Source organism: Nonomuraea coxensis DSM 45129, assembly GCF_019397265.1.
Classification (GTDB): domain Bacteria; phylum Actinomycetota; class Actinomycetes; order Streptosporangiales; family Streptosporangiaceae; genus Nonomuraea; species Nonomuraea coxensis.
On record NZ_CP068985.1, the window covers coordinates 4,332,790 to 4,346,565 of the forward strand.

Sequence of the window (13,776 nt, forward strand, 5' to 3'; positions counted from 1 at the left end):
CCCGTCGCTGCTTATGTTGGATATATGCAGGCAGACAGCGCCGCACCGGCAGGCGACCCGGGCGGTCACCGGGGCGACCCCCGCTACCTGCCGATCGGCGAGCACGGGCTGATCGGCGATCTGCGCACGGTCGCGCTCGTGGGCACCAACGGCACCATCGACTGGTACTGCTGCCCTCGGTTCGACGCGCCGTCGGTGTTCGGCTCGATCCTGGACGCCGACAGGGGCGGCTCGTTCGAGCTGGCCGCCGACGTGCCGTACACGACCAAGCAGTTCTACTTCCCCGACACCAACGTCCTGATCACCCGGTTCTTCGCCGACGACGGCGTGGGCGAGATCCAGGATTTCATGCCCGTGGAACGTGACAACGCCGAGGTGGACCGGCACCGGCTGATCAGGCGGGTCACCTGCGTACGCGGCAAGCTGCCCTTCCGCGCGCTGGTCGCGCCCCGGTTCGACTACGGCCGGGTGCCGCACACCCTGACCAGGGACGGCGACCTGACCGTCTTCACCTCCCCGGCGCTCAGCCTGACGCTGTTCTCCAGCGTGCCGTTGGAGCACGACGACCGCGACGCCTCCGCCCGGTTCGTGCTGCACGAGGGCGAGCGGGCGGTGTTCGCCCTCGACCGGGCCGCTCCCGGTGTCGTGCCCCGCGGCTGCCCGCTGGAGCAGGCGGAGGACCTGTTCACGGCGACGGTCGGGTTCTGGCGCAGGTGGCTGTCGGCCTCCCGCTACCGGGGCCGCTGGCGGGAGATCGTGCACCGTTCCGCGCTCACGCTCAAGCTGCTCACCTACGCCCCGACCGGCGGCATCGTCGCCGCGCCCACCACGAGCCTGCCCGAGCGGATCGGCGGCCGGCGCAACTGGGACTACCGGTACGTGTGGGTGCGCGACGCCGCGTTCTGCGTCTACGCCCTGCTCCGGCTCGGCTTCACCGAGGAGGCCGAGGCGTTCATGGGCTTCCTGGACGAGCACGTGGGGGCGGGCGGCACCGCCCCCGGCGGGCCGCTGCAGATCATGTACGGCATCGACGGTCGCCGCGACCTGCCCGAGGAGGAGCTGTCGCACCTGGAGGGCTACCGCGGCTCGCGGCCCGTCCGGGTCGGCAACGACGCCGTCGGCCAGCTCCAGCTCGACATCTACGGCGCCCTCATCGACTCGGTCTACCTGTACAACAAATGGGGCACGCCGATCTCCAGCCGGCGCTGGGACGAGCTGTGCACGCTGGTCGACTGGGTCTGCGCCCACTGGGACCAGCCCGACGAGGGCGTCTGGGAGACGCGCGGCGGGCGCAAGAACTTCACCTACTCGCGCCTGATGTGCTGGGTGGCGATCGAGCGCGCCATGCGCATCGCGATCCAGCGCGGCCTGCCCGCCGACATGCCACGCTGGCGTGAGAGCCGCGACGCCATCTACCGCGACATCATGGAGCACGGCTGGTCGGAGCGGCTGCAGGGGTTCGTCCAGCACGCCGGCGACGAGGTGCTCGACGCGGCGGTGCTGATGATGCCGCTGGCGAAGTTCGTCTCGCCGACGGACCCCAAGTGGCTGTCCACCCTGGACGCGCTCGGCGACGCCCTGGTCTCCGACTCGCTGGTCTACCGCTACGACCCCGAGCGCAGCCCGGACGGGCTGGAGGGCCCGGAGGGCACGTTCTCGATCTGCTCTTTCTGGTACGTCGAGGCGCTGTCGCGGGCCGGCCGCCTCGACGAGGCCCGCCTGGCCTTCGAGAAGATGCTCACCTACGCCAACCACCTGGGCCTGTACGCCGAGCAGATCGGTCACACCGGCGAGCAGCTCGGCAACTTCCCGCAGGCCTTCACCCATCTGGCGCTCATCAGCGCGGCCTTCAACCTGGACCAGGCCCTCGGCTGAGCAGGCGGGGAGCGGGTCAGGCGGAAGGAAGCAGGCAGAACTCGTTGCCGTCGGGGTCGAGCAGCTCCACCACGCCGCTGCCGTGCCGGCCGCCGTCGGCCAGGCGGGCGCCGAGGGAGACCAGACGCTCGATCTCCGTCCGCTGGTCGCCGCCCTCGGGGGGCGCGAGGTCGAAGTGCAGCCGGTTCCTGCCGTGCTTCGGGCCCACCGGCGGGCCGCCCCACGTGATCTTCGTGCCGCCGCGCGGCGACTGGATCGCGGTCTCCTCGTCCTGGTCCCAGACGAGCGGCCAGCCGAGCGCCTGGCTCCAGAAGTAGCCGACGGCCTGGGTGCCGTCGCTGGCGAGCGCGCCGATGAACCCGCATCCGTCGAGGAACTTGTTGCCCGCCTCGATCACGCAGAACTCGTTGCCCTCGGGGTCGGCGAGGACGACGTGGCCCTCCTCGGGGCGCTGCCCGACGTCGATGTGCCGTGCGCCGAGCTCCAGTGCCCTCGCCACCGTCCGCTGCTGGTGCTCGGGGGTTTCGCTGGTCAGGTCGAAGTGCGCCTGGTTCTGGCCGATCTTCTTCTCCAGGCTCGGCAGGCAGCGGATCTCGAAGCCGGTGTCGTCGTCGGGCGGGAGCACGACGCCGTCGTGGCGGCCGTCGAGCAGCTCCCTGCCCAGCACCGCGGCCCAGAAGCGGCCGAGTCCTACGGGGTCGTGCGCGCCGAAACAGAGCGCGATGAACTGTGAGGTCATCGGCATCTCCCATCTGGCTGAATCGGGGGCGCCAGCGGGCACGCGGTCCGTCCGACGCATGACCACCATCACGCTAGCCAGCGGGAAACGCGCGACGCCAATGCTTTTCCGCCCGCCCGGGCCCCAGCCCGTGTCGAAGCGGCCGTATTGACCCGGTACGCGATCATCGCCCAGACTACGGAACCAACCGGACGATTCCGTCCGGTTCGAGGAAGGCGACTTCCGCGATCCGAAGGGGGCCGCGTTGACCGACCACTGGGACAGCATCGTCGACGTGCTCGTCGCGGGCTCCGGCGCGGCGGGCCTGACCGCCGCCATCGCCGCCGCCGACCGCGGGCTGGACACCCTGGTGGTGGAGAGCACCCCGCGCTGGGGCGGCACCACGTCCATCTCCGGCGGCGGGCTGTGGATGCCGGCCAACCCGCTCATGCTCCGCGCCGGCGTCCGCGACTCCCCCGAGGAGGCCCTGCGGTACATGGACGAGGTCATCGCCGAAGCCGGCCCCGCCTCCTCGCCCGAACGCAGGAAGGCGTACGTGCGGACCGCCCCCGAGGTGGTCGCCTTCCTCGGCCGCCTCGGCGTGCGCTGGCGCAGGTCCCCCGACTATCCCGACTACTACCCGGACCGGCCGGGCGGCAAGGTGGGCCGGGCGATCGAGGTCGCGCCGTTCGACACCAAGCTGCTCGGCGCCTGGTACGACAGCGCCCGCTCCAAGGAGAGCGGCATCCCGCTGCCCCTCATGACCGACGACGTGTGGCTGCTGTCGCGCGCCTGGTCCACCCCCGGCGGATTCGTGCGCGGCGCCCGCTTCGTCTTCCGCACCCTCGGCCAGTACGCCGGCGGCAAACGGCCGACCGGCATCGGCGGCTCGCTCGCCGCCTCGCTCATGCACATCGTCCGCACCCAGCAGACCCCCGTCTGGCTGTCCGCCCCGATCGTCGACCTGATCATCGAGGACGGCGCGGTCGTCGGCGCCGTGGTGGAACGGAACGGCCGCGCCCGCCGGATCCGCGCCCGACACGGCGTCGTCCTGGCCGCCGGCGGGTTCGCCAAGAACGGCGACTGGCGCCGCGAGCACCACGGCATCCCCGGCTACTCCTCCGCCCCCGAGGGCGACCTCGGCACGGTCATCGCGATGGGCGCGAAGGCGGGCGCCGCGCTGGCGCTCATGGACGACGCCTGGTGGGGCGCGTCCCTGCTCGGTCCAGGCGGCGACCCCCGCTTCCTCGTCGCCGAGCGCTCCCTGCCGTTCTCGATCATGGTGAACACCGGCGGCGAGCGCTTCACCAACGAGTCGGCGTCCTACATCGACGTCGGCCACGACATGCTCAAGCACGGCGAGGCCGGCCCGATGTGGATGATCACCGACGTCCGGCACACCCGCCGCTACCTCAACACCGCCGTCGCCGGGCAGGCGGGCAAGTGGAAGCGGGCGGGCCTGCTGGCCGAGGCCCCGACCGTGGAGGCGCTGGCCGCCGAGATCGGCGTCGACGCCGCACGCCTCGCCGCGACCGTCGAACGCTTCAACGGCTTCGCCCGCACCGGCGTGGACGCCGACTTCGGCCGGGGCCGCACCGTCTACGACAACTACTACGGCGACCCGCGGGTCAAGCCCAACCCCAACCTCGGGCCGCTGGAGAAGGGGCCGTTCCGGGCGTTCCGCGTCTATCCCGGCGACCTCGGCACCAAGGGCGGCCTGCTCACCGACGAGCACGCCCGCGTGCTGCGCGAGGACGGCGCCGCCATCCCCGGCCTGTACGCGGCGGGCAACACCACCGCCTCCGTCATGGGCCGCACCTACCCCGGCCCCGGCTCCACCATCGGCCCGGCCGTCGTCTTCGGCTACCTGGCCGCCCGCCATGCCGCCCGCCACGCCGCCGGCGACCCCGCCTAACGGGCCCCGCGCGCCCGCCGGACCGGCGCCTCCCCCGCCGGCAGCCGGTCCCGGGGGCCGTAGCGGGCGTGCCGCGCGCCGGTGACGAAGGCCCAGTACCGCTCGCCGTAGGACCAGTGCCACCACTCGGTGGGATAGTTGACGAACCCGGCGGACGTCATGGCGTCGATCAGCAGGTCCCGGTTGGCCCGGGCCTCACGGGAGACGGCGGCCGAGGCCGTACGGCACTCCTCGCCCGCCTCCGGCGGCGTGGCGTTGACCGGCGTGCCCATCGGCAGCTCGGCGCCGCCGGCGGTGCACAGCGTCAGGTCGACCGCGCCGCCGGTGACGTGCGGTGCCACGGCGGGCGGCGAGACGAACTTCGCGGCCTCGGCGGCGGCCCGCTCGTCGTCCCAGCCCGGGTGGGCGGCGCGGTGGCGGGCGACGGACGAGGCGAAATCCCGCGCCTGCGTCGCGGCCGGCCGGTAGCCCTCGACGACCAGCAGCCGCAGCTCGCGCGGGAGCCGGGTCTGCGCGGCCACCAGCAGATCGGCCACGCTCAGCCGCACGTGCGCGTACGCGCCCGCGCCGTCGGCCAGCCGCGGATCGACCCGCAGGGCCTCCACGTCGCGCAGGTCCACCAAAGGCTCCCCGCACTCCTCGACGGGGACCGCGGCGATCCGCGGGTCGGACAGGAGCACGATCTCCGGCATGGGAAGCCTCCACGTGGGAACCAGGGGCGCTCACCTCGATGCCGCGCCTCCGCCATCGTTCCCCGGGCCGCTCCAAGAATCCTGTAACCCGCCTTTCAACGGGACAGCTCGCCGTACTCGCGGGAGCCGTGCAGCCGGAACACCTCCAGCGCCTCGGCCAGCAGCTCGCGGGCGCCCGCGGTGTCGCCGAGCGCCTCGCGGACGGAGGCGAGGTCGCGCAGGGTACGGGCGCGGAACAGGCCGAGCCGCAGCGTCTCCCACAGCCGCACGGACTCCTCCAGCCGCGCCTGCGCCTGGTAGAGACGGCCCTCGGCCAGGTCGAGCTCGCCGAGCGTGCGCAGCGTGCACGCCTCGCCCCACCGGTCGTGCAGGGTGCGCGTCACGCCCAGCGCCTCCTCCAGCAGGCGCCTGGCCTCGTCGTGCCCGCCCAGCCGGATCCGCACCTTCGCCAGCGAGCGGGCGCAGTACGCCGCCATGAGCCGGTCGCCGAGCCCGCGGAAGATCTCCAGCGCCTGCTCGCACAGCCGTTCGGCCGGGCCGTACTCGCCGCGCGCCCGGTGGTACAGCGACATGTTGCGCAGGGTCAGGCCGGCGCCCCGGGAGCTGCCGATCTCCTGGTAGAGCGTCAGTGCCGCGCCGAGGTCGGCCCAGGCCGCCGGGTAGTCGCCCCGTTCGAGACGCACGGTGCCTGCCAGCCGTCTGACGTGCGCGAGCGCGCCGGCGTCGGCGAGATCGTCCCAGAGCGGCTCGGCCTCGCCGAGGAAGTGCAGCGCCTCGGCCAGATGGCCCTGCTCGCGGCAGGCGGCGCCGAGCGCGGCGAGCGTGGCCGCCTCCCCCCGGACGTCCCCTGCGGCCCGGAACAGCGACAGCGCCTGGCCGAGGTAGCGCCGGGACTCGGCGTAGAAGTCACGCTCGTAGTAGAGCCGGCCGAGGCCGGCGAGCAGGCTCGCCTCGCCGAGCACGTTGCCGGTGCGCCGGGCCGCGCCGAGCGCCGCCTCGTGCGTACGGTGCCAGGAGGTGAACGGGTCGTCGAAGACGTACTGGCTGCCTTCGAAGGCCACCGACGACAGGGCGGCGGCGAGCTCGACGGCGAGCCGGTCGAGGTCCAGCGCGGCGGCCAGCTCGACCGCCGCGATCAGCGGCTGCTCCTCGCCGCGGAACCAGCCGCGCGGGTCGGCGAGCGCCGGCCGCGCCGCCTCCTCCTCCAGCGGGTGCAGCAGCTCCGGAGCGACCCGCACCGGGATGGCCCCCGTCGGCACGGCCTTGCTGAGCCGCTCGACCAGCCACAGCCAGCCGCCCAGCACCCGCCCGGCCATCGCCGTCATCTCCTCGGCCGGCTCCTCGGCCCGGGCGCGCTCGCCGGCGAACAGCCGGACCAGGTCGTGCAGGCGGTAGCGGGCCTGGCCGGTCTCGTCCGGGTCCACCTCGTCGACGAGCGAGGTGTCCACGAGCTGCTCCAGAAGCTGCTCGGCCGCGCGCATCCCGGCGTCCACGGCCGTCGCGGCCACCCAGACGGGGAAGCTCGGCAGGCCGAGGAGCCCGAGCCTGCGCAGCGCCCGCTTCTCCGCGGCGGAGAGCATCTCGTAGCTGAGGGCGATGCTCGCGCGCACCTCCAGATCGCCGGCGGCCAGCTCGTCGAGCCGGTGCTGCTCGTCGGCGAGGCGCTCGGCCAGGCGCCGGGCCGACCAGCGGCGGCGCGAGGCGAGCCGCGCCCCGGCGACCCGCAGCGCGAGCGGCAGGCCGCCGCACTGGCGGACGATCTGGCGGGCCGCCTCGGCGTCGCCGGTGATCCGCTCCTCGCCCGCGATCCTGACGAGCAGGTCGATGGCGGACCCGGCGGGCAGCATGCCGAGATCGACGAGCATGGCGCCGGACAGCCCGGCGAGCCGGTTCCTGGAGGTGACGATCACGGCGCAGCCCTCGCCGCCGGGCAGCAGCGGGCGTACCTGGGCCTCGGAGGCGGCGTCGTCCAGCACGATCAGCCGGCGCCCGCCGGCCAGCAGCGTCCGGTAGCGGGCGGAGCGCTCCTCCAGCGTGAGGGGGAGCGGCGCGCCGGCCGGCTCCAGCTCGCGCAGCAGCCGCCCGAGGACCTCCTCGGCGCCGGCCGGGGTGCGCGTGGTGCCGCGCAGCTCGACGTGGAGCTGGCCGTCGGGGTAGGCGTGCGCGATCTCGTGCGCGGCGCGCAGCGCCAGGGCGGACTTCCCCACGCCGCCTTGGCCGGAGATGACGCAGATCGGCATGGCGCCGGCCCTGGTCAGGTGGTCGCGCAGCGCCGCCACCTCCCGCTCCCGGCCGGTGAAGTCGGGCAGCGGCGACGGAAGCTGGCGCGGCAGGCGCCCCCCGGGCTTGGCGGGCCGCGCCAGCGCCGGGTCCGAGCGCAGGATGGCCTCCTGCGCCTGGCGCAGCTCCGGCCCCGGCTCGACGCCCATCTCCGCGACGAGCACCTGCCTGCCCTGCTGGTAGACGGCCAGCGCGTCGGACTGCCTGCCGACCCGGTAGAGCGCCACCATGAGGTCGCGGCGCAGCCGCTCGCGCGCCGGGTGCAGCGCGACCAGCTCGGCGAGCTCGTCGATGAGCTGTTCGTCCCGGCCGGCGGCCAGGTCGGCGGCGACACGCTCCTCGGTGACGGCCAGGCGCAGCTCCTCCAGCCGTACGGCCTCCGCCCGCAGGTGCGCGCCGCCGATCCCGCCCAGCGCCTCGCCACGCCACAGCCCGAGCGCCCTGCGAAGCGTCTCCGCCGCCTCCTCGGGCCGGCCCCGCCGCGCCGCGTGGCGGCCCTGGGCGACCAGCCGTTCGAAGACGTTCCTGTCGAGGGAGTCCGGCGCGATCTCCGCCAGGTAGCCGAGCCGGTGCGAGACGATGACGTCCGGCAGCCCGGCCCCCGCGAACGCCCTGCGCAGCGAGGCGACGTAGGTCTGCAGCACGCCGCGCGCGGTCGGCGGCGGATCCTCCTCCCAGATCGCCTCGATCAGCCGGTCGACGGTGACGACACGGCCGGCCTCCAGCAGCAGGGCGGCCAGCAACGTCCGCGGTTTGGCGCCGCCGACGGGCACCTGCCGCCCGCCGCTCCACACCTCGACCGGTCCCAGGAGCCGTAAGTCCATGCGTTCCCCCAGGTTCGCGTGAGCCGCGCCACACCTGCCGGACCCCGATCATGACAGCAGGAACCGGTACAGCGCTATTGCAGACGATTTGGAGCGGCCCGGCCCACTCTCGGTGACGTCGAACACCGAACCGGGAGGACACACCATGAGCAGCTCCACGCGAACCCGCGCCGCCACCTGCCTCGCCACGGCGGCGGCCGGGGCGATGGCCCTGGCCGGACTGCAGGCCGCGCTCGCCACGCCCGCCGCCGCCGCGAGCCGCGACACGATCGTCTCGATCGCGCAGCGCGAGGCCGGCAACGCCGCACGCAACAAGGAGAACCCCATGGGCAGCGGCTGCAACTACTACACCGGCGTGTTCCGCACGTGGAAGCCGGCCACCGGCTGCGGCACGGGCGACGGCGTGCAGTTCCGCGACAGCGACTGGTGCGCCGACTTCGCCAAGTACGTCTGGAAGAACGCCGGAGTACGCCACGCGGACGTCGCCGAGGGCAACGGCGGCGTGCTGACCGGGTGGGCGTCGTCCTTCAAGGACTACGGCACCCAGAACGGCACCTGGCACGCCCGCTCCAGCGGGTACACCCCGCAGCCCGGGGACGCCCTGGTCTTCGACTGGGACCAGAGCGGCTCCATCGACCACGTCGGCATCGTCAGGTCGTCCGACGGCAGCCGCGTCTACACGATCGAGGGCAACAGCGGCGACGCGATCAAGTACAAGGACTACGCCCGCTCCGACATCGACATCGTGGGCTACTCCGCGCCGGTCGGCATCGACGGCGGGAGCAGTCTGGGTGTTCTGGACTTCTATCTGTCCGACAGTCAGTCGTCGAATGTGGCGACGCGGCCGGTGGTGCAGTTCGGGAACTCGCCGATGGTGCCGATCCGGGGTGACTGGAACGGTGATGGTAAGGACACGGTGAGTGCTTATGATCCGACGTCGGGGACGTTCTACATCTCGGACACGCCGGAGTCGGGTCTGGCGTCGTATTCGTTCCGGTACGGGGATCCGGGTGGGGTGCCGTTCGTGGGGGATTGGGACGGTGACGGCAGGGACAACGTGGGTGTCCGGATGGGGCTGACGTTCTTCCTGCGGACGAGTCCGGTGACGACGATGACGGAGACGACGGTGTCGGTGGCCTACGGGGATCCGGGGATGCTTCCGGTGGTGGGTGACTGGGACGGCGACGGCAAGGACTCGGTCAGTGCCTACGATCCGGTGTCGGGGACGTTCCTGTTGTCGAACACGCCGCAGACGGGTGCGGCGGCTTATGTGGTGCGGTACGGGGATCCGGGTGCGGCGCCGCTGGCGGGTGACTGGGACGGCGACGGCAAGGACAACGTCGGGGTGCGGATGGGCACCACGTTCTATCTGCGGACGGGTCCGGTGACGGGCGCGATCGAGGGGACGGTGTCGGTGGGTTACGGCAACGGTGGCGCGGAGTTGCCGATCACGGGTGATTGGGACGGCGACGGCAAGGACAGCCAGGGCGTCGTCCGCTGACGACCACCTCACGGAACGAGCCGGGCCGGCGCCGAGCGCCGGCCCGGCGCCGTGCTGCCCGGCCGCCTGACCAGGCCGGTTCTTCGCGAGGGCGGGGCGGGTAGGCTGGCGGCCATGACCGAGCGCCTTTCCTCAGCCGTGGCAGCGGATCAGCACGCGCAGGTCAGCGGGTGCGACGTGCAGTTCGTGGACGTGTTCAAGGTGCTCGGCAAACGCTGGAACGGCATGATCATCGTGGCGCTGATGCAGCGGCCGGCGCGGTTCAGCGAGCTCGCCAAGATGATCCACGGGATCACCGACGGCATCCTCGCCGACCGCCTCCGCGAGCTGACGGCCGCGCGCCTGGTGGAGCGGCAGCTCGCCGACGGGCCGAGCACGGCGGTCCTCTACCGGCTCACCCCGGTCGGCGAGGACCTCCGGCAGGCCTTCCACGAGCTGCGCGAGTGGGCCGCCCGCAACAACCTCGGCGAACTCTGCCGCCCCTGAGCCGGCCGCCCTTGACCGGCGGCCCATGCCGGCGCCGCTGTCGGCACCGCCGGCGGGTGAGGCGGTCCCCGCCTACCGGCGGGCCAGGCTGATGAGCTCGGCGTAGCGGGCGAGGGTCTCGTCGAGCCCGGCCTCCGGCCCGAAGCCCATGCCGGAGAACAGCACGTGGTCCACGCCGGTGCCCTCCAGCCCCTTGAGGTCGTCGGCGATCTCGCGCGGCGAGCCGCCCAGGAACGGCCGCTCGTCGCCCAGGGGCTCGGCCGTGAGCGGCACGTTGGCCCGGGCCACCACGGTCACCGACTCCGGGTCGCGGCCCTGCTCCGCGACCGCCGCCCGGAACGCCTTGGTCATGTCGATCAGCGTGTCACGGTTGATCACCACCGGGTTGAGCCCGTCGGCGATGCGCGCGGCCCGCCGGATGCCGCCCGGCGTCATGGCGCCCAGCAGGATCGGCAGCCGCGGCTGCACCGGCTTCGGGTTGATCTCGGAGGCGGCGATGTGGGTGAAGTCGCCCTCGTACGCGACGGGGTCCGGCCCCCAGCTCGCCCGCATGGCGGCGACGACCTCGTCCATGCCGCGCCCGATCCGGCTCATCGGCACCCCGGCGGCGGCGAACTCCTGCGGCATCCAGCCCTGGCCGAGCCCGGCCACCACCCGGCCGCCGCTGAGCTGGTCGAGGGTGGCCAGGCGCTTGGCGAGGACGACGGCGGGGTGCAGCAGGGCGTCGATGATGCTGGTGCCGAGCTTGATCCGGTCGGTGAGCGCGGCCACGTAGCTCAGCGTCTCCAGCGGCTCGTAGACGACCCGGTAGATCTCGGGCACAGGCTGGGGGTCGCCGCCGCCGATGGCGACGGGCGCGGTCGGTCGCAGCAGTCGTTCGTAGGTCCACACCGAGTCGTAGCCGAGTTGTTCGGCCTCGCGGGCGACGCGGGCGATGGCGGCGGGGCCGGCCAGAGGCCCGGAGGTGGGCAGGGCGATACCGAGTTCCATGCCCAGCACACTACTACGTTCTTTATAGTTCACTCGCAAAAAACGAGTTAGGTGTCCGTGTTGTCCCTCCGACGGCCTGTCTGATCTGCTGAGATCATGACCGCTCAAGCCGTACGCCCTCCGGCGGGCTCCCGTACGCGTCCGGCACGATCCTCCCCGACACCGAGGCCCACCTGCGCAAACAGGCCGAGGCCTGGCGGCACATCCAGCGCCGAAGGGCCGCCGGCGCGCCGCTCCACAACGTCACCGGCCTGGAACGGGGCCTGCCGATGCCCGACGTGGACCCCTCGCTCATGGACGACGAGTGGCCCTGACCAGGCTCGCCGTCACCTACGAGGCCCTCGACGAGGCCGACATCCACCGCGCGGTCGAGCTGGCCCGCGCCCGCGGCGCGCTCGTCGTGGTGGACGACGCCGGCGGCGCGCGGGTCGGCCCGGCCGCCCTCGGCCAGCCCCGCACGCTGCGGCTCGGCGCCGACCTCGGCGCCACCGGCCTGGACAAGTACGGCGTCGCCGGCCCCCGCGTCGGCCTGCTCGGCGGCCGGGCCGACCTGGTGTCCCGCGCCCGCGCCCGCGCCTACGAGCTGGGCAGCGAATGCCGCCCCGTGCTGTACCCGGCCGTCGTGCGCACCCTGGAGACCTACACCGACGAGCGGGTTCGCGAGCTGATCGCCTCGACCCGGCTGGTCGGCGCGGCGCTGCGCGAACGGCTCGGCGGCGAGCTCGTCGAGGACACCCCGTTCATCACCCGCCTGCCGGGGGAGGCGATCAACGGGGAGCTGGCCCGCCGCGCCGGCCCCGGCGCGCCGCCGCTGGAGCCGATCGAGGCCACGGCCGCGCTGGCGATGGTGCTGCTGCGCGACCACGGCCTGCTCACCGTGCACTTCGCGGGCCTGCCGCCGGGCACGGCGGCGCTGCTGGTGAAGTTCCTGCCCGCGGACACGGTCGCGGCGCTCGGCGGGCCCGGGGCGTTCGCCGCCGCCGTGGACGACTCGCTCGACCGGGCCGCCGCCGTGCTGGCCGAGGGGGAGGCGGCGGCGCGGCGGCTGATCCTCGGCCCCTGACCCGGGACCGGGCGGATCAGATCCGGTGCCTGGGCCTGGTGGCCAGCCGGGTCACCAGCCAGAGGGCCACCCCGAGCGCCAGCAGCGCGCCCGCGATCTCGTACTGGCCGGCCGGCCGCCCGGACGACCACGGCAGCACCAGGTAGAGGCAGGTGACCGTGCCCAGCACGGGCAGGACGCGGCCCGCGTCGAAGTGCGCGACCTCCATCCGGTCCTGCCGCAGGACCAGCACGGACACGTTGACGGCGGCGAACACGGCGAGCAGCAGCAGCGACGTCGTCCCGCCCAGCAGCGCCACGACCGGGCTCTCCGGATCCAGGGAGAGCAGGACGACGAGCCCGACGGCCAGCACGGTGGTGAACACGATCGCCGCCTGCGGTGTGCGTCTGACCGGGTGCACCGAGGCCAGGACGGGCGGCAGCACGCCCCGCCTGCCCATGCCGTAGAGGAGCCGGCTGGCCATCATCATGTTGATCAGCGCGGAGTTCGCGACGGCGAACATGGAGATGAACGGCATCAGCCCGGCGATAGGGAAGTCCGGCGTCGCGGTGCGCACCACGGTCACCAGCGGCGTCTCGCTGCCGGCGAGCCGCCCGACGGGCACGACGGCGACGGCGCAGATCGACACCAGGACGTAGATCAGCCCGGTGACGCCGAGCGCGGTGAACATCATCCGGGGGAAGGTCCGGATCGGGTCCTTGGTCTCCTCGGCCATGTTGACCGAGTCCTCGAAGCCCACCATGGCGAAGAAGGCCAGCGACGTCGCGGCGCTGATCGCCAGGAACACGTTCTTGTCGGCGGGGGTCTCGAAGGCGACGACGCGGGAGAAGTCCGCCTGCCCGCCCAGGATGAAGAACATGCTGAGCACGATGACCAGCAGCAGCCCGGACAGCTCGATCAGGGTGAGCACCACGTTGGCCTTGACGCTCTCGCCGACGCCGCGCAGGTTGACGGCCATGACCAGGAGCATGAAGCCGGCCGCGATGACCAGCACGAGCAGGTTGCCTCCGTCCAGGCCGAACCCGGTGACGAGGTTGGCGGCGAAGGCCCGCGACGCGGCCGAGGCGGAGGTGATGCCCGAGCACATGACGGCGAAGCCCACGAGGAAGGTCAGGGCGTGCCTGCCGAACGCCTTGTCCACGTAGAGCGCGGCGCCCGCCGCCTCGGGGTACTTCGTGACGAGCTCCAGGTAGGAGCAGGCGGTGATCAGCGCGACCGTGAAGGCGACGACGAACGGCAGCCAGGCGGCGCCGCCCACCTCGCCGGCGACCGCGCCCATCAGCGCGTAGACGCCGGTGCCGAGGATGTCGCCGATGATGAACAGCAGCAGCAGGCCGGGGCCCATCACCCGCTTCAGGCTGTGCGAGCCGGGGGGAGGGGTCTGGGTCATGGCCGGTCCTTCGCCGTACGCTCCGGGGAGCTGTGCGTACAC

The 13,776-nt window shown here is 73.3% G+C and carries 10 protein-coding genes; 5 read left to right on the top strand and 5 right to left on the bottom strand.

From position 1 onward, the window contains the following. Positions 1–24: 24 nt before the first annotated feature. A complete protein-coding gene (locus Nocox_RS20160) occupies positions 25–1,875 on the top strand; it encodes a glycoside hydrolase family 15 protein (protein WP_020542757.1) in 1,851 nt (616 codons plus the stop codon). A 16-nt stretch (positions 1,876–1,891) separates the two neighbouring features. On the opposite strand, the gene Nocox_RS20165 is transcribed toward Nocox_RS20160, so the two are convergent. Further along, on the bottom strand, positions 1,892–2,614 hold the full coding sequence (locus Nocox_RS20165) for a VOC family protein (protein WP_020542756.1): 723 nt from the start codon (positions 2,612–2,614) through the stop codon (positions 1,892–1,894). Between the two features lie 244 nt (positions 2,615–2,858). On the opposite strand from Nocox_RS20165, the gene Nocox_RS20170 reads away from it, so the two are divergent. After that, positions 2,859–4,508, top strand: a complete 1,650-nt coding sequence (locus Nocox_RS20170) for an FAD-dependent oxidoreductase (RefSeq protein ID WP_020542755.1) — start codon at positions 2,859–2,861, stop codon at positions 4,506–4,508. Here the strand turns inward: Nocox_RS20170 and Nocox_RS20175 are convergent. Together Nocox_RS20175 and Nocox_RS20180 are read right to left on the bottom strand one after the other, a co-directional pair. After that, entirely contained in the window at positions 4,505–5,200 is a 696-nt protein-coding gene (locus tag Nocox_RS20175) for a M15 family metallopeptidase (protein ID WP_020542754.1), read from the bottom strand. The genes Nocox_RS20170 and Nocox_RS20175 overlap by 4 nt on opposite strands. Positions 5,201–5,295: 95 nt before the next feature. Beyond that, positions 5,296–8,304 (bottom strand): AfsR/SARP family transcriptional regulator, encoded by a 3,009-nt coding sequence (locus tag Nocox_RS20180; protein WP_020542753.1) that lies wholly within the window; start codon positions 8,302–8,304, stop codon positions 5,296–5,298. Positions 8,305–8,449: 145 nt separating this feature from the next. On the opposite strand from Nocox_RS20180, the gene Nocox_RS44165 reads away from it, so the two are divergent. Together Nocox_RS44165 and Nocox_RS20190 are read left to right on the top strand one after the other, a co-directional pair. Beyond that, entirely contained in the window at positions 8,450–9,805 is a 1,356-nt protein-coding gene (locus Nocox_RS44165; protein ID WP_026214252.1) for a CHAP domain-containing protein, read from the top strand. 114 nt (positions 9,806–9,919) lie between these two features. After that, on the top strand, positions 9,920–10,291 hold the full coding sequence (locus tag Nocox_RS20190; RefSeq protein WP_084685569.1) for a winged helix-turn-helix transcriptional regulator: 372 nt from the start codon (positions 9,920–9,922) through the stop codon (positions 10,289–10,291). A gap of 72 nt (positions 10,292–10,363) precedes the next feature. Here the strand turns inward: Nocox_RS20190 and Nocox_RS20195 are convergent, their stop codons facing one another. After that, on the bottom strand, positions 10,364–11,281 hold the full coding sequence (locus tag Nocox_RS20195; protein ID WP_020542751.1) for a TIGR03619 family F420-dependent LLM class oxidoreductase: 918 nt from the start codon (positions 11,279–11,281) through the stop codon (positions 10,364–10,366). Between the two features lie 304 nt (positions 11,282–11,585). On the opposite strand from Nocox_RS20195, the gene Nocox_RS20200 reads away from it, so the two are divergent. Next, positions 11,586–12,344 (top strand): PLP-dependent aminotransferase family protein, encoded by a 759-nt coding sequence (locus Nocox_RS20200; RefSeq protein WP_020542750.1) that lies wholly within the window; start codon positions 11,586–11,588, stop codon positions 12,342–12,344. Positions 12,345–12,360: 16 nt separating this feature from the next. Here the strand turns inward: Nocox_RS20200 and Nocox_RS20205 are convergent, their stop codons facing one another. Further along, entirely contained in the window at positions 12,361–13,734 is a 1,374-nt protein-coding gene (locus tag Nocox_RS20205; protein ID WP_020542749.1) for an APC family permease, read from the bottom strand. Positions 13,735–13,776: the final 42 nt, after the last annotated feature.

Coding starts and splice junctions, on each gene's coding strand:
- Nocox_RS20160 (WP_020542757.1), top strand. CDS start 25: ATGCAGGCAGACAGCGCCGCACCGGCAGGCGACCCGGGCGGTCACCGG.
- Nocox_RS20165 (WP_020542756.1), bottom strand. CDS start 2,614: ATGACCTCACAGTTCATCGCGCTCTGTTTCGGCGCGCACGACCCCGTA.
- Nocox_RS20175 (WP_020542754.1), bottom strand. CDS start 5,200: ATGCCGGAGATCGTGCTCCTGTCCGACCCGCGGATCGCCGCGGTCCCC.
- Nocox_RS20180 (WP_020542753.1), bottom strand. CDS start 8,304: ATGGACTTACGGCTCCTGGGACCGGTCGAGGTGTGGAGCGGCGGGCGG.
- Nocox_RS44165 (WP_026214252.1), top strand. CDS start 8,450: ATGAGCAGCTCCACGCGAACCCGCGCCGCCACCTGCCTCGCCACGGCG.
- Nocox_RS20190 (WP_084685569.1), top strand. CDS start 9,920: ATGACCGAGCGCCTTTCCTCAGCCGTGGCAGCGGATCAGCACGCGCAG.
- Nocox_RS20195 (WP_020542751.1), bottom strand. CDS start 11,281: ATGGAACTCGGTATCGCCCTGCCCACCTCCGGGCCTCTGGCCGGCCCC.
- Nocox_RS20205 (WP_020542749.1), bottom strand. CDS start 13,734: ATGACCCAGACCCCTCCCCCCGGCTCGCACAGCCTGAAGCGGGTGATG.